Genomic DNA, 22,781 nt, shown 5'->3' with positions numbered 1-22,781 from the left:
ATGTCAGCCTGCGGCCTGCTGGCGAATGGATTGTTCGGTCAGCACCGGGCCTAGCGGTGTCGGTACCGCCAGATAGGCGCCCGGAGGGATCTCGCTCACGCCTTTCAGATGCAGGGTTTTTCGGTGGTCATCATCCAGATTGGCGACCGCCTGGGCGACAGCGGTACGGAGGGGGGCCGGATCACGGGTACTGGCGGTGATCAGCGGCAGACCCGGGGTTGGCGGTGTCCGCGCCACTTCGACCAGATCTTTTGCCCAATCGTCATGCTCCTGCATCAAGGCCCAGCTGACAGCGTCCAGAGCGGCGAAATCGGCAGTTCCTTCAGCCACCGCACGGGCGGAGGCGACGTGGCTGCCGGATTGAAACAGGCTGCCGGGGAGGAGCGATAGGTCGCGCAGATGCAGCATCGGTGCGGCCCAGCCGGATTGCGACAGCGCCTCATTATAGGCAAAGCTGCCGCCAGCGATCTCTCGCAGGCTATGCCCTGCGCGGTCGCGATGGGCGATGAAGACGCTGGTGTAGTGCCCCGGCAGGCAATCCGCGACGCCGTGATCCAGTGTTGTGACCAAATTGACCTGTTCATAGAGACGGGTGCGGTAGGGCAGGCCGCAGGTCTGCGCCAGCAGCAGCTCCGAATCGGACCAGATCGACCAGAGATCGCCGCCGCGGCTGAGGGTTTCTGGCGCGTCGATGGAAGCAGCGGCCAGCTCAGTGCGGATCGCCTGCCACAGCGCGTCAAGGGCAGGGGCGGTTTCGGGGCGGTCATACATCGCCAGGCTGGCGATCATGAACTGGCCTCCGCACGTTGGCGGGCGCGGGCGCTGTCGACATCGCTTACCCCCAGCAGGCTGGCAGACAGACGCAGGAGCGCGTCCTCGGCCGCATCACGCTTGCCATCGGCCAGCACCACCTGCCACAGGGCTTCGATCACGGCCATGCGGTTTTCATAAGCAACGGCGTCCTTGATCGCGCGGGTGAAGCGGACGGTGTCGGGGGCCTCGGCCTCCAGCGCCTCGGCCTGTTCGCGCAGCAGGATGGCGCCGCCCAGATCGAGATCGTAGCGCGCCCGCAGAATCCGGTCGATCCGGTCCCGCTCATCGTCGGAATAATTGTGATCAGACCGCGCAATCCGCACCAGAAGGGCGCAAAGGGCGAGGCGCGCGTCGCCATCATCCAGCGGCTCCGGCGCGGGGGCCAGCAGGCGTCCAAGCAGTTCCTTGATCATGGCTGCGGCTCCTTATCTGACGGGTCGGGGGTGGGCGATACCGTGGTAGCGCCTGCAAACGCGCGCTCGGCAGTTGGCTGGCCTGCGGCCACGCCCTGCTCCGGGCCAAGGAGTTTGCCCTGCGCGCGGGCGCGGGCCGTGTCGCTGTCGGCCCTGGAGAGGCCCATCGCCTTGCGCGCGTCCTCTACGATCTTCATCTCGCCGGGGTGTTCATGGCCGTCCGCCAGCACCACCTCCCAGAGCGCATCCAGCGCTGCGAGCCGTTCCTCAAGCCCGGTGGTTTCGCGGATCAGGCGACCGAACGTGTCGGTTTCCGGCGCGGCGGCGTGCAGTTTTTCGCAGGCGGCGCGGACCTTTGCGGCCTCAATTGCGTCGTGCTGATAAAGCCGAGCCAGAATGCGGTCGATCAGGCTGATCTCTTCCAGCTGATAGTCACGATCCGATTGCGCCACCCGCACAAGAAGCGCGCCGAGCGCCAGCTCGGCATCGGGATCTGGCTGGGCGGGGGTCTTTTTAGGTCGAAAGACCTGAAACAGTTTTTTCAGCATGGCACTATTCTACCCTTGAGCGCGTCCAGGACCAAGCGGGCCTTTAGTCGTCGTAGCCTTCGATGATTTCCATATCGCCGGTTGAAACCGGATCACGCAGCGCCTTGGCCTGCTGATAGGCAACGGAATCGTAACAGGCCTTGGCGGTTGCAAAATCCTTGAATTCGATCACCACAGTGCGGGCGCGGGTCTGGCCTTCGCGGACCTCTTTGGGGCCGCCACGGATCAGGAACTTCGCGCCGTATTCGGCAAAGGGGGCCGCGTTGGCCGCAACATAGTCCTTGTAGCGGTCCATATCATCAACGTCGACATGGGCGACCCAGTATCCTTTGGGCATGGGGGGTCCTTTCTGGCGCGGATATCAAGCTGTTGCCACAGGCTGATACAGAACCGGGCCAAAGGCAATGACCGCATTGCGCGGTTTTTCCCCTTATGCGGAAGATTTGACGGATCGTTTCGCAATGTGTGCGGCGCAGGGTTGGGATTTCCCAGAACTGCGCAGATGAGGGGCAAGCCGGGTTGATTTCCAATGGCTTGCCCCGTTTGCGTTTGATCAGCCGATTTCGGCCAGACGCGCCAGCGCCTCTTTGACCTTGGCTTCTTCTTCCTCGCGCAGGCGTAGGTTTTCGCGGGCTTCGGCGACGACCTCTTCCGGGGCGGAGGCGGCGAATTTGGGGTTGTTCAGACGCCCGCGCAGGCCACCCAGCTCCTTGGCCAGCTTGCCGAGGGTTTTCTCCAGACGCGCCTTTTCAGCGTCCACGTCGATCACATCCGCCAGCGGCAGGCCGAAGGAGGCACCGGGGGCCGCCACGGAGGCGCAGCCTCTGGGGAAGCTCTCGACCTGTTCCAGCGTGGTGATCCGGGCGAGTTTCTGGATCATCGCCTCGTTCTTCTCCCAGGCATTGCGGGCCTGATCGGAGAATTCTGTCACCACCATCGGGATCTTGGCTCCGGCGGGCACATGCATCTGCGCGCGGGTGGAGCGGATGTTTTCAATGGCGGTGATCACCCAGTTCATTTCGGCGTCCGCATCGGCGTTGACCAACTCGGTGCCATAGGTCGGCCAGTCTTCATGCACCAGCATAGTGTCGCGCTTGGCCGTGTTGCCCCAGAGTTCCTCGGTGATGAAGGGCATGATCGGATGCAGGAGGATCATGCACTGATCCAGCACCCAGCCCAGCGTCTGGCGGGTCTCGGCGATCACCGCTTCATCCTCGGAGTTGAACAGCGGTTTGCTGAGTTCGATGTACCAATCGCAGACCTTACCCCAGACAAAGGCGTAGAGGCCGAGGGCCGCGTCGTTGAAACGGAAGGCCTCAAGAGCGGCGTCCACGTCCACGCGGACCTTGGCGGTCTCACCGATGATCCATTGGTTCACGGCAGCCTTTGCGTCGGGGCAGGCATAGGCCGGGGTTTCGGCATCATAGACGTTGTTGAAATGGGCGAAGTTCACCGCATTCCACAGTTTGGTGCCAAAGTTGCGGTAGCCTGCAATGCGCTGCATGTCGAGCTTCAGCACGCCACCAAGGCTGGCCATCGCCGCATTGGTGAAGCGCAGCGCATCGGCGCCGTATTCGTCGATGATCTCCAGCGGATCGACCACGTTGCCGGTGGATTTCGACATCTTCTTGCCCTTGGCGTCGCGGACGAGGCCATGGAGGTAAACCGTGTCAAACGGGATGCGTTTTTCAACCGGCAGATCCTGATCCAGAACCGCCAGCTGCATCATCATCATCCGGGCAACCCAGAAGAACAGAATGTCCTGACCGGTGACCAGGGTTGAGGTCGGGAAGTATTTTGCCAGTTCCTCGGTCTGCTCCGGCCAGCCGAGTGTGCCGATCGGCCAGAGACCGGAGGAGAACCAGGTGTCCAGCACGTCTGGGTCGCGGGTGAGTTGAACATAGTGGTCGCCGCTGGAAAAGAACTTATCGCGGTTCTCATCGTAGAGTGGATACGTTCCTCGACCGTATCGGAATGCCGGAATGTTATCAGATGCCTCACGAGATTCGTCAACACCGTCAAAGTAAAAGCCGACTGCGACGTTCGCCCCATAGTATTCTGCGGCTTGCTTTCGGACCTCCGACAAAGAGGCACCGACAAACTCACGGGGCGTTCTGGTGTTGTGAGCTGTCCGTCCGGTATTTCGGGGTATCTCTTGTAGATCTTCTTTGACAGGCCCGTACCAAACCGGAATCTGGTGGCCCCACCACAGCTGACGCGAGATGCACCAGGGTTCGATGTTTTCCAGCCAGTGGTAATAGGTCTTCTCGCCCGACTCCGGCAGGATCTTGACGGTGCCGTCTTTCACGGCGTCCAGCGCCGGGCCGACGATCTTGGCGGCGTCCACGAACCACTGGTCGGTCAGCATCGGCTCGATCACCACTTTGGAACGGTCGCCAAAGGGCTGCATGATTGGCTTGTTCTCGACCATGGGCACGGTTTCGGAGATGTCGCTCTCGTTGCCGTCTTCATCCTTTATCTTGGTGGTAACGGTGGTCATCACGGCAAGACCTTCGCTGGTGATCTGATCGACCACCAGTTTGCGCGCCTCGAACCGGTCCAGACCGCGCAGGTCATCGGGCACAAGGTTGATGGCGTCGGTCTCAGCCTCGGTCAGGCTGCGCTCCCCTTTGGCGACAGCCATGGCGATGGTCGCGGCGGCCTCATAGGCGTCCCCGTCTGAGCGCATGGCGCCTTTGGTGTCCATCAGGCGGTACATCGGAATGCCACCGCGTTTGGCGACCTGATAGTCGTTGAAATCATGGGCGCCGGTGATCTTCACGGCACCAGAGCCGAAATCCTTGTCCGGGTATTCATCCGTGATGATCGGGATCAGGCGGCGGTGTTCCTTGGGGCCGACCGGAATTTCGACCAGCTTGCCCACGATGGGGGCGTAGCGTTCGTCCGAAGGATGCACAGCCACCGCGCCGTCGCCCAGCATGGTCTCAGGCCGGGTGGTGGCGATGGAGATATAATCGCGCTCTTCCTCCAGCGTGACGTTGCCGTCCTCGTCCTTCTCGACATAGGTGTAGGTGGCGCCACCGGCGAGCGGGTATTTGAAGTGCCACATGTGGCCCGCAACCTCGATATTCTCCACCTCAAGGTCGGAGATCGCGGTTTCAAAATGCGGGTCCCAGTTCACCAGCCGTTTGCCGCGGTAGATCAGCCCCTTGTTGTACATCTCCACGAAGACCTTGATCACGGCGTCGTGGAAGTTGGGGGAATTCTCATGGCCCGTGCGGGTGTCGCCCTGCGCACCCGCCATGGTGAAGGCGGTGCGGTCATAATCACAGGAGGCACCAAGGCGTTTTAGCTGATTGATGATGGTGCCGCCGGATTGCTCTTTCCATTCCCAGATTTTCTCCAGAAATTTCTCGCGGCCCAGCTCACCACGGGAGGGCTGCTGGGTTTTTGCCAGCTCACGCTCCACCACCATCTGGGTGGCGATGCCGGCGTGGTCGGTGCCGGGCTGCCAGAGCGTGTCATAGCCCTGCATCCGTTTCCAGCGGATCAGGATGTCTTGAAGCGTGTTGTTGAAGGCATGGCCCATATGCAGGACGCCGGTGACATTCGGGGGCGGGATCATAACGCTGTAGGTTTCGCTGCGCTTGGCATTTGCGCCTGCGCGGAAACAGCCTGCTGTCTCCCAGGCCTCGGAAAGCCGGGCTTCAGCTTCGGCTGCGTTAAATGTCTTGTCCATCGCCATCGGAATGTCCTGCCTGCGTATCTGTCTGATCGGCTCATCCCATACCGAATGGTGCGGCAAAGGGAAAGTCTCCATAGGCGGGCCTGCCAAGGGGGGAGCGTCAAGGATCCTGAGAATATCAAAAATATTAGGGAACGATCCCGGCGATAACGGCGTTTTAAGGTTAATCCGGCACGGTAAGTGGTGGGGGGATCGGGATGCAGATGACAGTGAGTGATGTCGCACCTGATCAACCGGGGTGGAGTTCCAAGCCGCCTTTTTCACCGGGATCTCCCTCGGGTCCCGTTTGCCGATGCCTCTGGTTTCAAGCCGCCCGGGCACCCTTGATGCGGATACCGCAGGGGTGGCCGGGCGCACGAGTTTTGCGACATGATTTTTGCGGCAGCTGGTTCGCCTTGCGCGGGCGATCTACTGGCCGGTGCGGTCCAGTTTTGTGGCCAGATGGATCAGGCTTTCGGAGGAGCGCACGCCGCGTGCCTCGCCGATGCGATCAATCGTCTCGTCCAGTTCGGTGGTGGTCTGCGCGACCACCTGCGCCAGGAGATCAAACCGGCCTGAGGTGGTATGCACCACCTCGACGCCCGGCAATCCCCGCAGTCGGGCCAGAACCTCAGGGCCGGAGCGTGGCTCAATCGAGATCAGCACGGTGGCCTGTAAGGGCGGGCGCGCTTGTGCCGAGATGCGCAGCGTGTAGCCGCTGATCACGCCGGAGGTTTCCAATCGTTCGATCCGCGCCTGCACTGTGGTGCGCGCAAGGCCCAGACGGCGTGCCAGATCGGCCACCGGGCGGCGGGCGTTTTCCCGCAGGAGCGTCAGGAGGTTTTGGTCGATTTCGTCGGTTTGCATATATAGCCTACGATATGACGTTATTTTTCGTCACTATAGGCAATGTGACGGACGAAATCGACGGCGCAGTGGCAGAAACTGGGAAAAACATCCAATTAAGGCCGATATCCATGCAGCAGATCCCTCCTCTCTGGCTTTCCCCTGAAACCCATTTGGCGCGCAGCACACCGGATCACCCGATCCTGTATTTTTCGCCGCGGGTGCTGCATGAGGTGGCCAACCGGTTTCAGCGCGGATTTCCGGGGCTGGTGACCTACGCGGTGAAGGCCAACCCGCATCCGGCGGTGCTGTCCAATCTGGTGGCGGCGGGGATCACTGGTTTTGATGTGGCCTCGCCTGCGGAAATGGATGCGGTGCGTGCCGCCAGCCCGGATGCGGTGATGCACTACAACAACCCGGTCCGCTCGGACGTGGAGATTGCGGCGGGTATCGCCCATGGGGTGGCCAGCTGGTCGGTGGATGAGCCGAGCGAGCTGGACAAGCTGGCCGATGTGCCCAAAAGCTGTGAAATCGCTGTGCGCTTTGCCCTGCCGGTGGCGGGCGCGGCCTATGATTTTGGCAGCAAATTCGGTGCAGAGCCGGATCTGGCGGTGGAGTTGCTGAAGCGGGTGGCGGCAGAAGGCTGGACGCCTGCGCTGTGCTTCCACCCCGGAACGCAGTGCGAGGAAGAGAGCGCCTGGGTCGAATATGTTCACGCTGCCAAGCGCATTATCGACGCAGCAGGCGTGAAGATCGCGCGGCTGAATGTCGGCGGTGGTTTTGCGGCGAACCGTGATGGTGTGGCGCCGGATCTGGAGAAGGTTTTTGGCGCGATTTCAGCGGCGGCTGAGGCAGCCTTTGGTGCTGAGCAACCGGTGCTGATCTGCGAGCCGGGCCGCGCTATGGTGTCGGAGAGCTTTACGCTGGCGGCGCGGATCAAGGGAATGCGCAAAGCCGGTGAGGTGGTGTTCCTCAACGACGGGATCTATGGCGGTCTGGTGGATATCCGTGACATGGGACTGCCGGGGCGGGTCGAAGTGGTCGCCGCTGATGGCACCCGCCGGGAGGCAGACGCCCAGCCGCGCGTGGTTTTTGGCCCCACTTGCGACAGTTTGGACCGGCTGCCGGATGGGCTGCCGCTGCCAAGCGATACGCAGATTGGTGACTATGTGCTGTTCCCCGGTCTTGGCGCCTATTCCTCGGCTATGAGCACGCAGTTCAACGGCTATGGTCTGTCTGACGTGGCGACGGTGATCGAGCTGTCTGGACAAGCGCGCCCGTAAGGCTACTGTCGCTCCTGACGGGATCAATTGGCGCGGTGCGCAGGGCATATACCTGCGCGCCGCGTTTCTGCGTTTGCCATCGGCAAAACAGGTCCGGCATATCAGTGAGGGCAGGGGCAGAGATGGATAAATTCGGCAAAAGCCAACCGGTGCGGCGGGTTGAGGATATGCGGTTCCTGACCGGTCAGGGACGTTATCTTGAGGATATTGCTCCGGCAGGGGCATTGCGGGCCTGGGTCCTGCGCAGCCCGGTGGCCCATGGCACCATCACTCATCTGGATCTTGAGATGGCCCGCGAGGCCGAGGGCGTGCAGGCCATTCTGACACTGGCTGATCTTGAGGCCGCTGGCATCAGTGTGGGTATGGATGGCGCATTGGTGGACAACCGCGATGGCAGCAAAGCCGCTGCGCCGGAACGCCCGATGCTGGCCCGTGACCGCGTGCGCTTCGTGGGGGAACCAATCGCCGTGGTGATCGCGCAGACGCTGGAACAGGCCCGTGATACGGGTGAGATGATTGAGTTGGATATCGACGACCTGCCGGCCAAGGTGGATCTGGCAGTGGGCGGCGAACAGCTGCACGCGGAGGCGCCGGACAACCGGGCCTTTGACTGGGGCATCGGCGATGAGGCGGCAACCGAGGCGGCCTTCGCGTCGGCGGCGCATCGCGTGGCGCTTCAGGTTGAGGACAACCGGATCATCGTCAACACGATGGAACCGCGCGGCTGTTTTGCCAATTGGGCCGAGGGCCGTTTGCAGTTCACCTATGGCGGGCAGGGCGTCTGGGCGATGAAAAAGCAGCTCAGCGACAAGCTGGGACTGGCATCCGAGGATGTGCATGTCACCACGCCGGACGTCGGCGGCGGCTTTGGCATGAAGGCGATGCCGTATCCTGAGTATTTTGTCGTGGCCCAGGCTGCGCGTCTGCTGGGGCGGCCCGTGCTGTGGATGTCGGATCGCAGCGAGGCGATGCTGAGCGACAATGCCGGGCGGGATCTGACTTCACTCGCGGAACTGGCTTTTGACGCGGACCTGCGCATTACCGGCTACCGGGTTCACTCACAGTGTAATCTGGGGGCGTATAATTCCCATTTCGGCCAGCCGGTGCAGACGCAGCTGTTCAGCCGGGTGCTGGCGGGGGTCTATGATATCGACACCACCTGGCTGCGGGTGGAGGGGATTTATACCAATACCGCGCAGGTGGATGCCTATCGCGGGGCTGGACGTCCTGAGGCGATCTATGTGCTGGAGCGGGCGATGGATCATGCCGCGCGCGAGCTGGGGGTTGACCCGTGGGAGCTGAGGCGGCGGAATTTCATCCGTGCGGATCAGTTCCCGTACAAGACCGCAACGGATGAGACCTATGATGTCGGCGATTTCCATCAGCTGCTGGCCCGCACCGAAGCGGCGGCGGATCTGGCGGGGTTTGCGGCCCGACGTGAGGCTGATGCGTTGCAGGGAAATTTACGGGGCGTTGGCCTGTGTTACTATATCGAAAGTATTTTGGGCGATCCTTCAGAAAGCGCGGAAGTCGCCTTTGAAGAGGAGGGTCGGGTGAGCATCTATGTCGGGACGCAAAGCAACGGGCAGGGCCATGAGACGGTCTATGCGCAGTTTCTGGCGGACCAGACCGGCATCCCGGCGGAAGATATCACGGTAATCCAAGGCGATAGCGACCGCATCGCCCAGGGGGGCGGTACCGGTGGATCGCGGTCAGTGACCACTCAGGCCAATGCCACGCTCGCCACAGTAGATGTGATGATCGACGCCTTCACTCCCTTTTTGGCGGAGCAATTGGGCGTGGAGCCTGAGTCTGTCAGCTTTGATGGTGAGCAGTTCAGCGCGCCGGGAAGCAACCAGCGGCCGACCCTGGTGGAGGCCGCTGAGATGGCCCGTGCGCAGGGGTGTCACGGGTTGCTGCGTCACACGGCACGGGCCAAATTGCCGGGGCGCTCGTTTCCGAACGGCGCCCATGTTGCCGAGATCGTGATCGACCCCGAAACAGGCGTCAGCCATGTGGACCGCTATACGGTGGTCGATGATTTTGGTAACCTGATCAACCCGCTGCTGGCCGAAGGTCAGGTGCATGGCGGGGTGGTGCAGGGGATGGGGCAGGCGCTGCTGGAGCGGGTGGTCTATGATGCCGATGGGCAACTGCTCACAGCATCGTTTATGGACTACGCCTTGCCGCGTGCGGCCGATGTGCCGATGATTGACGTAGGCTTTGCGCCGGTGCCATCGACCCAGAACCCGATGGGTATGAAAGGCTGCGGCGAGGCCGGGACCGTGGGGGCGCTGGCAGCGGTCGCCAATGCCGTTCAGGATGCGGTGCATCCGCGCGGCGTGAGGCAGATCGAGATGCCGTACACACCACTTAGACTATGGGAAGCATTGAGGAATGTCGCTGACGCAGCTGAGTAAGAGGATCCTGGGATGGCTTGGGCGCCCGCTGCGCTCCGAGCATTCTGCCGAGACCAAGCTGCGCGGGCCGCAGGCCCATCTGATCATCCTTGATGGCACCATGTCGACATTGGAACCGGGGCATGAAACCCACGCTGGCATGGTCTACCGGCTGTGTCAGGAGGTCGGGCCGCAGGTCTCTGTCTTCTATGAGGCGGGGGTGCAGTGGCAGAGCTGGCGCAAGACGGCGGATGTGATGATCGGGCGGGGCATCAACCGCCAGATCCGTCGCGCCTATGGCTATCTCGCCTCGCGCTACCGCCCGGGGGACCGGATTTATCTCATGGGCTATTCGCGGGGCGCCTATGCGGTGCGCTCGCTCGCCGGGGTTATTGACGAGGTCGGCCTGCTGAAGGCAGAACATGCGACCGTGCGCAATATCCGCACCGCCTATCGGCACTATCAATGCGGTGGTGCTTCGGCCAGCGGGCCGGGCACGGCGCAGGCGCGGCTGACGCCGGAGAGACCGGACACGGGCGAGACGAATGACGCGGGCGCCACCGCGCAGGCGGCAGCGCAAACCGGGGGCTGTGTTGCCTCCACTTTCACGGAGCGTTATTGCCACCGGGATGTAGAGATTGAGATGGTTGGCGTCTGGGACACGGTGAAGGCGCTGGGCCTGCGGCTGCCACTGTTGTGGCGCTGGGCAGAGCGGCGACACGGGTTTCACAACCATCAGCTGGGCAAACACGTAAAAAACGGTTTTCACGCGCTGGCGCTGGATGAGACCCGGCAGGTTTTTGCACCGGTCCTCTGGGAATGCCCTGATGGGCACGATGGCAAGGTTGAACAGGTCTGGTTTCGCGGCAGCCACGGCGATGTGGGCGGGCAGCTGGGCGGATTTGAAGAGGCTAGGCCGTTGTCCAATGTCTCGCTGGTCTGGATGTTGGAACGGGCGGAAAACTGCGGGCTACCGCTGCCGCGTGACTGGCGCATGCGATTTTCGGTCGATCCGACCGCCCCCTCGGTCGGAACGTGGCGCGGCTGGGGCAAGATTTTCCTGCTGCGCGGCAAACGCCGGGTCGGGTTGGACAGCAGCGAGCGGCTGCACAGCAGCGTGGGGGCCAATATGACTGATAAGCGGCAGGCTCATTGGCAATCGGAACTGTCCAAAGTGGTTCGTTAGCGGGGCAGGCCGACGTACCATGGGCTCTGAAAAACTGGGATGGCAGACCTGCCGACGAGCTGCGCGCGCCCTAAATCCTTGGACCTTAAACCTGCGTGTGCCGATATCTATTCCATTGGACCGAGCGGAGTGCAGGGACTGCGGATAGGCCGCTGCTTAACGCGCTCCCCGGGCAGGAGGACCCGTGCGTAACTGGGGAACTGTGTCACCCGCCAATCCTATCTGTGGCACATAGGTAGGCTATGATTGTGGTAGCCTGGGAATGTCGACAGGAGGAATGCGGACTGCCGCGCAGGTCCATCCGATACGGCGGGTTTTCTGCATCCTGTCAAAAGCGGCATCATGAAGCCCTGACCCAAACCACAAAAGCGTTTCAGGTCCAGACCAGACCTTCACTACGGGTGTAGAATGGTCCACAGGGCTGACGAAATGGGTTTTGGCTTTAGCAATTTGAATGCCCGTCCGGGCATATGAACAGAAACTACTGAAAACCTTCAACTACCGAAAAAAAGTCGACCCATGCCGCTTTTTGTGCGTCAGGAATATCGCTTTCGTCGCCCATGATGAATTGCTCTGGGGTAACCCAATCGATATTCAACGGCAGTGCCACCGCGCACAACTGATCGACTTGCTGACCGTTCAACTCAGCGCCAAGAACCTGTTGCAGGCTTTCCGGTCCAGTTTCCATTTTGCTCAGCGCGGCGACCATAGATGTTAATCCCGCTCGTTCCGCATCTTCAGGAAAAGCAATAACCAGCGTTTCAATTTGGGATAAGTCTCGATCTTTTTGGCCTCCGCAAGCCCACTTGACGGTCAAAGGTTGCAGAACAAAGTCGAACCCGAAAAATACGTTGTGGATCGGTTTCTGGTTTTGTGCGGATGTTGCTGACCCAGCTACAGTAACGCAGAGAACCAGTATCCCTAAACAACAAAATGTCATGCGTGACTGCACTGCCTCTCCTTCAGGTTTACACTCATCCGGGTAGCTCAGCCATCGCATCCCGTAAACCAGATGCCAATCGAGAATACTGCCATTCATGCAACGTGCGGCACACGATAGTTTAGGCTTTCACCTATGTTTCACCGACAGCGAGCCGAACCTTGGCTTTGGGCATCAAGGGCAGCGTGTTGCCGGAAGTAACGCAGATCAGTTCAGTTTTGCGGGGACCTGCCGTCAAACCAGTGTTGGCTTGACTGAAGCTGGCCCGGTGCAGGTGGCGTTGCGAACGGGTGGTCACTTGGCGCTTTTTCGCAAAACCTTGAATTGCCAGCGCAATAAATCCGGGCCGTGAACTGCCAGATTGATTGCACAGACAGCGGAACACACGCTCAACCCCCCAGAGGAGAAGACAGATGCAAAAGACAATGATCACCGCCACCACCGTATTCGCCCTGCTCATGAGCGCCGGAGCCTCCATGGCCGGGCCCTTGAGTGGCCACGGCTTCGGCGGGAAAGCCCATGGTGCGCGCGCCTCCGCATCGCAAGCGCTCAACAACGCGGACCAGATGGCCCATACCCAACAAATCACAATCAGGCCTGAAGGTGTTGCCGTCGGTGAGGGGTTCCCGTTCCTGTCATCAAAGCAATCACTGAGTGGAACGAATCTCGCAACTTCGCAGCAAACTGGGTTGTACGGCTCCGACGAAACTGCATACCACCTGGACATTAATGTCGACTCCGATGCTATCAAAAATATGAAGAATTCTGGCGACGACCTGTGGATCCACCCAACTTTGACAAGTTCCGAAGAAAACAAAATTATTCCTGTGGAACAATAAACACCAAGATGATCACCCTGTGGTGTTTGGCGGCACCTGGTGTTGACCCCGGTTGACCGCCTCTCAGAATACAGGACATGCCACAATCTGACGTGGGTTCCGGCCACTAACTCCGGGGCCCGGCGCGCTCGTCTCTGGAGGAAAGCAGACTGTACGTTCTCGCTGCGTCCAGAGTGACCCGAAATCAATGTCGGTCCGGGCCAGAGTATCAGCGCGATTGTCGCAAAACCCATGTTTACCCGACAGGGAATGCCCAGCTGCATGATGCGCCGGGAACGGGTGTTCACCTGATGTCTTTTCGCAAAACCATGATGCGCCGGCGCAATAAATCCGTGCGGCAGGGTGCCATGCTTGTTTCACACACAGCGTAACGAACACGCTCAGTTGAAAGGCGCTCAAAGATGGAAAAAGCACTCATTACATTCGCTACAGTGTTCGCGCTGGTCGCAAGTGCAGGAACGTCCTCGGCCGGCCCACTGTGTAGCCAGCGCCAGTGCGGCAGTCATACAGGTGGCGATCTCAACCTGACGACGAACCGCGATGACCAGCAATACTCCACCGATTTCTCTTTGGGCGAGCTTGCTGGCGGGGAGGTGTTCGGAACGCTTGAGTTTGGCGTCAGCAATCTCTCATCCATCGTCAACACCCGCTTGATCAGCGCGGATATCTCATCCGACGCTTACGATGTAACCCTTGGCGCACGTTGGGTTGCGGACAGTGCGCTATATATCGACGGACAACTTCGCTACGGGCATTTTGACAGCAGCATTAGTCTGAATGGTCAGAACGTGGCCGACGTCAGCGGCAGCGGGTATGAGGTCTCTGTTGAAGTAGGCAAGCCCTTGTCACTGCAGAACGGTTTGACGCTCATCCCGCAAATGGAATTCACATATAGCGACATCCATATGGATGATGCCGCAGATCGGGTCGGGAGCAGTCGGATCGGATCCTTGCTGGATGGTGATACGTTGATGACCAGGTTCGGACTGCGTGCCGAACGTGCCTTTCAGAGCAATACGATGCTGTATGGTCAAATCGATGTCTATCACGCCTTTGACAGCGACACCTCACTGGTCGCTGGTCAGAACACAGCCGCCCTGAGCATAGGTGGTAATGTCTCCCTGACAGATCACTCGCAACTCTATGCTGAGGTTACCAGCGAGACCGAATTGGGAAGCAGTTCGGGCGACGACACCTTCAGCTGGAACATCGGCTTTGAGGTACAGTTCTAGGGCCGGTCGCTGAAGCGAGGGAGAGGTCGGCACCAATTTGATGGCTTTTCGCAAAACCCTGACCCGCCAGCGCAATAATCCCAGGCCGCAAACTGCCAAATTGAATGCACAGACAGCGTGAAAGACACGCTCACCCCCCAAAAGGAGAAGACAGATGCAAAAGACAATGATCACCGCCACCACCGTATTCGCCCTGTTCATGAGCGCCGGAGCCTCCATGGCGGGACCTTTGAATGGCCACGGTTTCAGCGGGAAAGCCCATGCTGTGCGCTCATCCGTATCGCAAGCGATCGGCAACGCGGATCAGATGGCCCATACCTACCGCACCGACATTGGCTTTGGTCAGGATCAAAACAACCTGACCTCGACCCAATCGACATCCTCAAGCGCTAAGATTACATTTCCGGTAAACCGCCCTCAGGAAGGGAAAAAGCTCAGTGATTGGGTTACGGGTGATCATCAGAAAATCCTAAAAACACTCCCGCAAATAACGAGTCACCACCGCTGAGACATCGCGATGTGCCACCACCTACTGCCGGGCCCCGGATATCAACTCCGGGGTCCGGTTTCGTTTGGCTGCTGCCCCTTTCAGGGTCCTGGGAGGAAGCCAGCTCCGACCTGACACCTTCCATTTGCAAACCACGTGGCGCATGGCCTCCAATTTGATGGCTTTTCGCAAAACCCTGACCTGCCAGCGCAATAATCCCGTGCCCGAAACTGCCAGATTGAGTGCACAGACAGCGTGACAGACGCTCACCCCCAAAAGGAGAAGACAGATGCAAAAGACAATGATCACCGCCACCACCGTATTCGCCCTGTTCATGAGCGCCGGAGCCTCCATGGCCGGGCCGTTGAATGGCCACGGTTTCAGCGGGAAAGCCCATGATGTGCGCTCGACCGTTTCGCAAGCACTCAATAACGCGGACCAGATGGCCCATACCTACCACGCCGACAAAGGCTTTGGTCAGGATCAAGACAACCTGTCCGTCGGCAAACTCGGCGAGTCTCCCCACCTTTCTACCGGTCAAAAAACTTGGACCAGCTGGACATGTGGTTACAGTGGTGGACCAAGACCTCTAGTCAAACCTTGGGATGTATGCATCTGAAATTCGCCAGGATGAGGCGTCGCTATTCGAGTGATCGAATACGGGAATCCGGATATAATCAAATTTGAGACATCGCGATGTGCCACCACCGAATGCCGGGCCCCGGATATCAACTCCGGGGTCCGGCAGCATCTTGTTAACAGATCTGTAAACGCCGAGATCAGCTACGCAGTGCGAACACTTCCCGGAGAGTGACCCGTCCAGTTTTTGTAGGCATTGGTAAACGCCGCCTGATCAGAATACCCCAGCGCAAAAGCTATCTCGGAAAGGCTGAGTTTGGGGTCATCAAGATACTGCTCCGCGAGCCGTTTTCGGATGTCCTTGAGCAGCTGCTTATAGGTTGTGCCTTCCTTGGTCAGTTTACGGCCAAGCGTGCTGATACTCATCCCGAGCGTCTTTGCGATGTCATCCTGTGTCGGCGCACTAAAGGACAGTCGCGAGGTGATCTCGTTTTGCACCAAGGAACTTGTTTCACCGATGTCTGGCGGAAGATCCTTCATCAGCGTTTGCACATGTGTTTCAAGGTGCAACAGTAGGGCGGGGTCCGCATCTCTGATCGGAACATCCATCACTGCCCAGTCAAACAGGATGCCCGGAACGCGTTGCCTTAGTTTGATTTTGATCGACAAAGCATCAGCGATCTGTATTTGCAGCTCTTCGGTCAAATCATGCGGGAAACGTATCTCGAGGACCGGCAATGGCGTCTCGGCTGCAATTTGAAGACTGGTCAGAAAAGCAGACGTTCGAAACTCATTATGCGCGCCATCAGCACGCACCAGCTGGGCTGCGGAATCGATCTCCAAGAACATACCGCGTTCTTCCTCATAGAATGACAGCTTGGCAAAGCCCCGCGCCAAGCGCGCGTAGGTCACAGCCTTCTCAATGGCTTCGCCCACGGTCGGAGAGTTCAACACGACATAGCTGAGAAGGGTCGTCTTTCTGGGGTTGAACGTTTTTCCAGCTGAGATCGCAAACAAGGGGTCGCCGGTTTCCTGGATAGCAAGCTCCAAGAGCCTCAGCTCGTTGCGGACATCAACAAAATTTGGCGGGGTTTCGTGAATGTCGACAGGTAGGTTGGCCGATCTTAGAAGCGCAACAATATCCAGACCACGGTTTTCGAGAAGCTTGGCGATGTGATGGACGCCAAACCCTGGGACGTTCCAAATATCGCCATCCGAATTTGATTGGGTTTCTTTCATGCCGATCTATCGCCCGAGATGGGCGCGCCTTCCTGAGTTGGGTCGTTTTCTATTCAAGACAACAATAGGCTGGGTGATGAAGCCGTGCCAAGCCGCATCAAGGGGGGCGTGGTGGCAAATGACAAAAGACTGACCCCTTCTGACAATACTCAAAAGGATCACGGTCCTAGGTTGGAGAGATCACCGTAAGACAAAGGAAACAAAAAATGCAACGCTTCAACACAATCAAAAACCTCATCGTCGCACCGGCACTCGTGATCGCACTGACCGCAGGATCGGTCATGGCTGGGCCGGGACAACACTCTGGCGGCACTGCTCATCATGGCGTCAAGATCGGCCGCCCTGAGATGCCCCGGACCACGGCACGCCAAGCAGCGCATATTGGAACAACTGTTGCCGGGGAAATGGCGAGCCATACGACAAACACTTCATCGCTTGGTACGACGCAGAATGGTAGCAACATAGTTCTCGAAGCAAATGCGAAATCGCTCGGGTTATCGAGAACCGACAACGACGCCTATCTTGATGGCGTGCCTTACCTGCTGTCTGCCCGTACGAGTTATGCCAACGGTTTCACTGATACGAGCACACTGACTGGCGAAAGTGATGGAACGATCAAACGGGGCGCAGAGCAGAAAGTTCAAGAAACGCCTGCAATTCCTTACTTGAACGTGGTTGCTTTTTCCGTGGGCGCAGTTTTGAAGTTCAAGCAATGGCAGGATAACCCCACCGACATGCCGATCGGAACCCATATCGGAGTTGTCACAGCGGCACACGTTGCCCAACTCTGGAAAAGTCAGAGCGACTGAGCCGTATGCATCGTTGGGGCCCGCCGTTCATGAACTGCACCCCCGCAGGATTTCAGCCAGGCCTCTCGTTGTGATTTTTTTCAGCCCGCAACCAATCTAGAAAAGCCTCCGCACCCTGAGACATCGGCCGATCTGTGAAAACGACATAGTAACCCGCGTTTTCAACTTTGATGTCAGACAGTCTGACAAGCGTTCCGTCATTGATTTCAGGCGCGACCAGATCATCCCAAAGGGCGAGCACCTGGCCATCAACGACGGCCTGGACGCGGCTGTTTGAGTCGGGAATCGTCAGGTTGGACCGGCAGGGTGCGTAAGGCAGTCCTGCAGTTTTGTGCCAGGCCCGCCAACCGGCATCGCCGGAACTGTCCCCCAAGAGCGGAAGCGTCCTGACCGCATCGGGTAATCCAAGCCGCCTGGCCTGCTCGGCAACTGCGCGATTTGCGGTTGGAACAGCTGGTAAGGGCAACAGAAGCTCACTTTCATGGCCTCTCCAGCCGCCAATGCCCCAAAGTATGGCCATGTCGACTTTGACAGATCGTAACATTTCTACGGAGTTGATCGGCTCGATCCGCAAGCTGATACCGGGATTGGCCTCGAAAAAGCGGGTGAGCCTTGGCGACAGCCAGCGCGAGGAGAAATAGGTCAATGCGCCAATGGTCACGGCATCTGAGGCTGTGCCACGTAGGTCTTCGATTTCACGGTCTATCTGGCTCAGTGCCGTTTGGGAGACGTGCCACAACCTGCGCCCTTCTTCCGTCAGTTCCAGTTTTGCGTGCGCGCGCTCGAACAGGCGAAAGCCGAGCTCGGCTTCAAGCTTGCCCACTTGGTAACTGATCGACCCTTTCGACTGATGCAACTCGTCCGCCGCCTTGGTCATCGACAGATTTCGGGCAACGGCATCAAAAGTCTTTAGAGTATCATAAGAACGAAAGCGCATAGCTATTGTCTAATTTTTTCGAACGGCTTGTGCAAATCATTAGATTTGCGCCAAGCGCAGATGTCCTCCTATCTACGGGTCAATGCGTGGCGCTCATCTGTTCTTGTCGAAGATCACCCGCAGGCGTCTAACAACTCTGAACGGTAAAAACACATGACAACCGACCTCTCCAATACGCGTTTCGCGGTCAAAGCCTTCCAGAACAACGGCGAGCGCCCGCGCGAACTGACACGCACGATGCCACCGCATCCACTGAGCTACATGGAGCTGCCCTATAACCCCGAATACACGCTCTACAACTCTCGCCTGACGCCAGAGAAACTCGACACGGCTACAGATGACGAGATGTATTGGGCAGTGCGTACCAATGTCATCTTTCGTCACACCGGGGAACTGCCAATTGAGATCAGCGGACCGGACGCTGAAACGCTGCTGAACAAAGTGTTCACCCGCAGCGTCAGCAAGGTGAAGCCCGGTCGCTGTTCCTACCAGTTTGCCTGCTATCACGATGGTGGCATGATCACTGATGGCGTGCTGCTGAGGCTGTCGCAGGATAGGTTCTGGATGGCGCAAGCTGACGGCGATCTGTTCAGCTGGTACAAGGCTCATGCTGAGGGGTTGGATGTCAAAATCCATGACCCCAACGTCTGGGTAAGCCAAATTCAGGGGCCACGGTCTTTGGAGCTGTTGGCCGCTGTTCTGGACGGGCCAATGCCCGATCCCTTCCATTATTTCGACTGTGCCGAAGTTTCCATCGCGGGGCAGACCTGTTGGATCAGCCGCTCAGGCTTCACCAATGAACTGGGCTGGGAAGTCTATCTGCTGCCTGACACTGACGTTGCGGCCATTGGCGACAGGATCATGGAGATCGGCGCGGATTTCGACATTCTGCTGACAGGAACGCCGGTATTTCGCGCCCGGCGGATCGAGGCTGGATTGCTCAACGCCGGGTCTGATTTCGGAGCGGAAACCACACCGTTCGAGGCGGGCCTGGGGGCTTTTGTGGAGTTCGATGACCGTGACTTTATTGGCCACAAGGCGCTCGAAGCCGCCGATAAATCCTGCCGCACCTGGGGCATGCGCGTCTCTGGCGGTGTGGCCCGGCTTGGTCATGTTATGACCGTCGGGGGCAAGGTGGTGGGCAAGGTCTGCTCGTCGGGTTACTCGCCCTATCAAGGCTGCGGTGTCTGCATCGTACGCATGGATGACCCTGCGCAAGGCCCAGGTACGCATGTCGATGTGCTTTGCTCCGATGGCACCACTCAATGCGGCGAACTTTGCACCCTTCCAATGTATGATGCGGACCGGCTCATTCCACGCGGCAAGCTGTTGGATATCCCGACCAACCCAATCGCGGCGGAATGACCCTTATGCCTCGGTATTTGGTTAACAAGTACCGAGGTCTGCAACTTAGAGGCGGTCGGCGCCGCCTCTAACCACCTCACATTTTATCGCTGAAGGTCTTCTCAAAGCACTTCTGTCCACAAGCATAGAAGCGTTCTACAGACAATTGAGGCTCGAACATGAACATCATGCGCCTGGCCTAATCAGACCCGTGTCGGTGCACTCACATAGCAGTCGTCGGACAGCCCGATGCACGGGTGGGGGTCTAGCCGATTTGCACTGTGTCTTGCGTTTTCGCAAGATTCGCGCGGAGCGCGATGCCTGACCCGTCAACAACGGCAAATCCAGGTACCTTGCAGATAACTGGTTTCATCGCGCGAAAGAGCGACATGAAAGCCTGCGTTTTCGCCCGCATAAATGGGCAATCCTGCATTGGATGCCCAAGGCATCTCCTGCACAACTTTGCTAGGCCCGTCGCCTGCTTTCGCCGTTTCGTGCAGAAAGGGCTTTCTAGCTCTCGTCGCGAGGATCCGGAGGGCTGTTATTGGGTGGTCTGCGCACGTGAGAGCAAGGTCAGTCATGTGCCAGTGTATGGGTGATCGTTGTAAAGGAGTTTTCCAAACTCGAACCAGCACCTGGCGCCTGCACCGGATGGAGAAACTGTTTGAACCTTAGCTGGCAGAGATCTGCATGACGATGCAGGTGGTGGAGCCGGTGGCGTAGAGACGGCCGTCGGCAACACCGCGCAACTCGCCATGGGCAACGCCGGTGGAGCGCCCGACGTGATCGGTGAGGCCAATACATTCGATTTCGGTGCCCAGCGGGATAGATCGTAGGATATTCACCTTGAATTCCAGCGTTGTATAGACGGATCCCTTGGGCACGCGGGTCATCACGGCACAGGCCATGGCGCTGTCCAGCAGGGTGCCATACCAGCCGCCGTGAACGGTGCCCAGTGGGTTGGTGACCGCAAATTCAGGGGTGCCACGGAACATCACCTTGCCCGGCTCGACGCTATGCAGATGGTAGCCGAGGGTTTCCCCAATGGGCGGACCGGGCAGGCGGCCGTCAAGGATGGACTGCATGAACTCCAGCCCGGAAATCCGCGAAATCTCCTCAGGCTTCATCAGATCGGCAGGACCCGTGGCGCGGCGTTGGTGAGCGGCGGCAGAGGGCGCGATGGATGAGGGCGACGGTGAGGTCATGCGGCAATCCTGATCTTAGTTCTGAACAAAACGCCCCCGCCGGAAACAGCAGGGGCGTCAGGATCGGAGGCTAGGAGCGCGCAGGTCGCAGGGCAAGCGCTACGCCACGTTCTCCAGCGAGACATCAGGCGTGATGCCAAGCGCAAAGCAGACATCACGGGTCAGCTCTGGGCGGTTCAGCGTGTAGAAATGCAGCTTGTCGACGCCATTGTCCATCAGGTCGGAGCAAAGTTCGGTGCACAGGGCTGTGGCGAGCAGATCTTCGCGTCCGTCGCGGATCGCCTTGTCAAAGGCATCGTCGATCCAGGCCGGAATGGTGGTGCCGCAGCGCTTGGCGAAGTTGCGCGCGCCCTTCCAGTTTTCAATCGGCAGGATGCCGGGGGTGATGCGGCTGGTGTCGATCCCGGCCTTGGCGCAGTCATCGCGGAAGCGCAGGAAGGTATCGGCCTCAAAGAAGAACTGAGTCAGGGCTTCATCCGCACCGGCGTCCAGCTTGCGTTTGAGCCACTCGACATCTGCGCGGGCACTGGTGGCTTCGGGATGGCGATCGGGGTAGGCGCCGACGCGGATGGAGAATTGATCGCGTTCAGCCAGTGCGGCGATCAGCTCAACCGAATTGGCGTAGCCCTCGGGGTGGGGTTCAAACCCGGCGGAGCCCTTTGGCGGGTCACCACGCAGGGCCACGATTTCGCGCACGCCTGCTTCGGCAAACTGATCGGCTATTGTCATGGTCTCTGCTTTGGTGGCGTTGACGCAGGTCAGATGCGCGGCGACATTAAGGCCGGAGGCGTTGTGCAAGGTTGCCACGGCCTCCCGCGTGAGGTCACGGGTGGTGCCGCCGGCACCATAGGTGACCGAGACAAACCGCGGCGCCAGTGGGGCCAGAGTCTGCACCGTGTCCCAAAGCCGAAATGAGGCCTCCAGAGACTGCGGCGGGAAGAATTCAAAAGAGATGTCAGGGGTCGTCATTTTAAAAAGCGCTCCGCATGATTTCATCTCTTGTTGCATAGCGCCCATTGTGAAACAATTTCATAATACTCAAGAACAACATGAGCGACGCGATAGATGCACATCGAATTTCGACACCTGCGCACGATTAAGGCCATTCACCAGGAAGGCGGGTTGGCGCGGGCGGCGGATCAGCTGAATATCACCCAGAGTGCGCTCAGCCATCAGATCAAGGGGCTGGAGGATCAGGCAGGGGTCGAGCTGTTCCTGCGACGCTCCAAACCGATGAAGCTGTCGGCGGCGGGTCTGCGGCTGTTGCGGCTGGCAGATCAGGTGTTGCCGCAGGTGGAGGCGATGCAGGCGGAGTTTTCGGCACTGCGGGATGGCAACACCGGGCGGATGTATATCGCGATTGAGTGTCACGCCTGTTTTGAATGGCTGTTCCCGGTGCTGGAGGGCTTGCGCAAGAATTGGGCCGATGTGGATGTGGATATTCGTCCGGGCCTTGCCTTTGATGCGCTGCCGGCATTGCAAAAGGAGGAGGTTGATCTGGTGATTTCCTCCGACCCGGAGGTGCTGCCGGGGATCGAGTTCATTGAGCTGTTTGATTATAAACCGGTTTTTGTGGCCTCTGCGTTGCATCCGCTGGCTGAGAAGCCTCATATCGAGGCCGAGGATTTTCGCGGCCAGACCCTGATCACCTATCCGGTGGAGAAGTCGCGCTTGGATATTTTCAGCCAGTTGCTGACCCCGGCGGGGGTTGAGCCTGCGCATATCCGGCAGGTGGAGCTGACGGCGGTGATCCTGCTGCTGGTGGCGTCGAACCGGGGCATCTCGGTACTGCCCGACTGGGTGGTGCGGGAGGTGAAATACTCCTCTGACTATGTGACACGGCCCCTGACATCCAAGGGGATTACCCGCAGGCTTTATGCGGCGATCCGCGCTGAGGACCGGGAAAAACCTTATATGCAGGAACTGATCCGACTGGCCAAGGTTGAGGCGCGCAGGCTGCAGCAGCAGTAGGGCGCGGGCCATTGATTGGCCCCACC

General features: G+C 59.2%; 21 protein-coding genes. 10 read left to right on the top strand and 11 right to left on the bottom strand.

Annotated features, from left to right (window positions below; translation table 11 throughout):
• Positions 1-3: 3 nt before the first annotated feature.
• The 6 genes from GAL_RS11360 to GAL_RS11335 form a co-directional block, all read right to left on the bottom strand.
• Positions 4-789, bottom strand: coding sequence for a phosphate/phosphite/phosphonate ABC transporter substrate-binding protein (locus tag GAL_RS11360; RefSeq protein WP_024097727.1), 786 nt, complete (start codon positions 787-789; stop codon positions 4-6).
• On the bottom strand, positions 786-1,226 hold the full coding sequence (locus GAL_RS11355) for a tellurite resistance TerB family protein (RefSeq protein ID WP_024097726.1): 441 nt from the start codon (positions 1,224-1,226) through the stop codon (positions 786-788). The genes GAL_RS11360 and GAL_RS11355 overlap by 4 nt, the downstream gene beginning before the upstream one ends.
• Positions 1,223-1,774 carry a tellurite resistance TerB family protein gene (locus tag GAL_RS11350; RefSeq protein WP_024097725.1) on the bottom strand — a complete coding sequence of 184 codons (552 nt, stop codon included), beginning with the start codon at positions 1,772-1,774 and terminating at the stop codon, positions 1,223-1,225. Before GAL_RS11350 ends, GAL_RS11355 begins: the two co-directional genes overlap by 4 nt.
• Positions 1,775-1,817: 43 nt before the next feature.
• A complete protein-coding gene (locus GAL_RS11345) occupies positions 1,818-2,111 on the bottom strand; it encodes a DUF1330 domain-containing protein (protein ID WP_024097724.1) in 294 nt (97 codons plus the stop codon).
• A 216-nt stretch (positions 2,112-2,327) separates the two neighbouring features.
• Entirely contained in the window at positions 2,328-5,480 is a 3,153-nt protein-coding gene (locus GAL_RS11340; protein ID WP_024097723.1) for a valine--tRNA ligase, read from the bottom strand.
• Positions 5,481-5,888: 408 nt separating this feature from the next.
• Positions 5,889-6,326 (bottom strand): Lrp/AsnC family transcriptional regulator, encoded by a 438-nt coding sequence (locus GAL_RS11335; RefSeq protein WP_024097722.1) that lies wholly within the window; start codon positions 6,324-6,326, stop codon positions 5,889-5,891.
• Positions 6,327-6,436: 110 nt separating this feature from the next.
• Here GAL_RS11335 and GAL_RS11330 point away from each other — a divergent pair, with 110 nt between their 5' ends.
• The 3 genes from GAL_RS11330 (at position 6,437) to GAL_RS11320 (ending at position 11,173) form a co-directional block, all read left to right on the top strand.
• Positions 6,437-7,588, top strand: coding sequence for a type III PLP-dependent enzyme (locus GAL_RS11330; RefSeq protein ID WP_024097721.1), 1,152 nt, complete (start codon positions 6,437-6,439; stop codon positions 7,586-7,588).
• Positions 7,589-7,710: 122 nt separating this feature from the next.
• Positions 7,711-10,008, top strand: a complete 2,298-nt coding sequence (locus GAL_RS11325) for a xanthine dehydrogenase family protein molybdopterin-binding subunit (RefSeq protein WP_024097720.1) — start codon at positions 7,711-7,713, stop codon at positions 10,006-10,008.
• Positions 9,986-11,173: a DUF2235 domain-containing protein gene (locus tag GAL_RS11320; RefSeq protein ID WP_024097719.1), complete on the top strand. Its 1,188-nt coding sequence runs from the start codon at positions 9,986-9,988 to the stop codon at positions 11,171-11,173. Before GAL_RS11325 ends, GAL_RS11320 begins: the two co-directional genes overlap by 23 nt.
• Before the next feature lie 481 nt (positions 11,174-11,654).
• On the opposite strand, the gene GAL_RS22800 is transcribed toward GAL_RS11320, so the two are convergent.
• The gene (locus GAL_RS22800; RefSeq protein WP_244462758.1) at positions 11,655-12,125 is read right to left on the bottom strand and encodes a hypothetical protein; all 471 of its coding nucleotides are present in this window, start codon (positions 12,123-12,125) and stop codon (positions 11,655-11,657) included.
• Positions 12,126-12,526: 401 nt separating this feature from the next.
• Here GAL_RS22800 and GAL_RS11305 point away from each other — a divergent pair, with 401 nt between their 5' ends.
• From GAL_RS11305 to GAL_RS11290, 4 genes are all read left to right on the top strand, one after another.
• Positions 12,527-12,952: a hypothetical protein gene (locus tag GAL_RS11305; protein WP_024097717.1), complete on the top strand. Its 426-nt coding sequence runs from the start codon at positions 12,527-12,529 to the stop codon at positions 12,950-12,952.
• Between the two features lie 401 nt (positions 12,953-13,353).
• Entirely contained in the window at positions 13,354-14,184 is an 831-nt protein-coding gene (locus tag GAL_RS11300; protein ID WP_024097716.1) for an autotransporter domain-containing protein, read from the top strand.
• A 154-nt stretch (positions 14,185-14,338) separates the two neighbouring features.
• Positions 14,339-14,692, top strand: a complete 354-nt coding sequence (locus tag GAL_RS11295; RefSeq protein WP_024097715.1) for a hypothetical protein — start codon at positions 14,339-14,341, stop codon at positions 14,690-14,692.
• A gap of 268 nt (positions 14,693-14,960) precedes the next feature.
• Positions 14,961-15,290: a hypothetical protein gene (locus tag GAL_RS11290; RefSeq protein WP_024097714.1), complete on the top strand. Its 330-nt coding sequence runs from the start codon at positions 14,961-14,963 to the stop codon at positions 15,288-15,290.
• Between the two features lie 164 nt (positions 15,291-15,454).
• On the opposite strand, the gene GAL_RS11285 is transcribed toward GAL_RS11290, so the two are convergent.
• On the bottom strand, positions 15,455-16,489 hold the full coding sequence (locus tag GAL_RS11285) for an AraC family transcriptional regulator (protein WP_024097713.1): 1,035 nt from the start codon (positions 16,487-16,489) through the stop codon (positions 15,455-15,457).
• A gap of 206 nt (positions 16,490-16,695) precedes the next feature.
• Between GAL_RS11285 and GAL_RS11280 the strand changes: the two genes are divergently transcribed.
• A complete protein-coding gene (locus tag GAL_RS11280; RefSeq protein ID WP_024097712.1) occupies positions 16,696-17,298 on the top strand; it encodes a hypothetical protein in 603 nt (200 codons plus the stop codon).
• A gap of 52 nt (positions 17,299-17,350) precedes the next feature.
• Here the strand turns inward: GAL_RS11280 and GAL_RS11275 are convergent, their stop codons facing one another.
• Positions 17,351-18,235, bottom strand: a complete 885-nt coding sequence (locus GAL_RS11275) for a LysR substrate-binding domain-containing protein (protein ID WP_024097711.1) — start codon at positions 18,233-18,235, stop codon at positions 17,351-17,353.
• A gap of 153 nt (positions 18,236-18,388) precedes the next feature.
• Here GAL_RS11275 and GAL_RS11270 point away from each other — a divergent pair, with 153 nt between their 5' ends.
• Complete coding sequence (locus tag GAL_RS11270) at positions 18,389-19,600, top strand: aminomethyltransferase family protein (RefSeq protein WP_024097710.1); 1,212 nt, start codon at positions 18,389-18,391, stop codon at positions 19,598-19,600.
• 650 nt (positions 19,601-20,250) lie between these two features.
• Here the strand turns inward: GAL_RS11270 and GAL_RS11260 are convergent.
• Both GAL_RS11260 and metF read right to left on the bottom strand, forming a co-directional pair.
• Positions 20,251-20,784: a PaaI family thioesterase gene (locus GAL_RS11260; RefSeq protein WP_024097708.1), complete on the bottom strand. Its 534-nt coding sequence runs from the start codon at positions 20,782-20,784 to the stop codon at positions 20,251-20,253.
• 99 nt (positions 20,785-20,883) lie between these two features.
• Positions 20,884-21,753: a methylenetetrahydrofolate reductase [NAD(P)H] gene (metF, locus tag GAL_RS11255; RefSeq protein WP_024097707.1), complete on the bottom strand. Its 870-nt coding sequence runs from the start codon at positions 21,751-21,753 to the stop codon at positions 20,884-20,886.
• Positions 21,754-21,849: 96 nt separating this feature from the next.
• Between metF and GAL_RS11250 the strand changes: the two genes are divergently transcribed.
• Positions 21,850-22,755, top strand: a complete 906-nt coding sequence (locus tag GAL_RS11250) for a LysR family transcriptional regulator (protein ID WP_024097706.1) — start codon at positions 21,850-21,852, stop codon at positions 22,753-22,755.
• Positions 22,756-22,781: the final 26 nt, after the last annotated feature.

Origin of the sequence: Phaeobacter gallaeciensis DSM 26640, from assembly GCF_000511385.1 — a bacterium.
GTDB lineage: Bacteria > Pseudomonadota > Alphaproteobacteria > Rhodobacterales > Rhodobacteraceae > Phaeobacter > Phaeobacter gallaeciensis.
The sequence above is the reverse complement of the archived record's forward strand: the minus strand, read 5'-3'. Positions and strand labels throughout refer to the sequence as shown.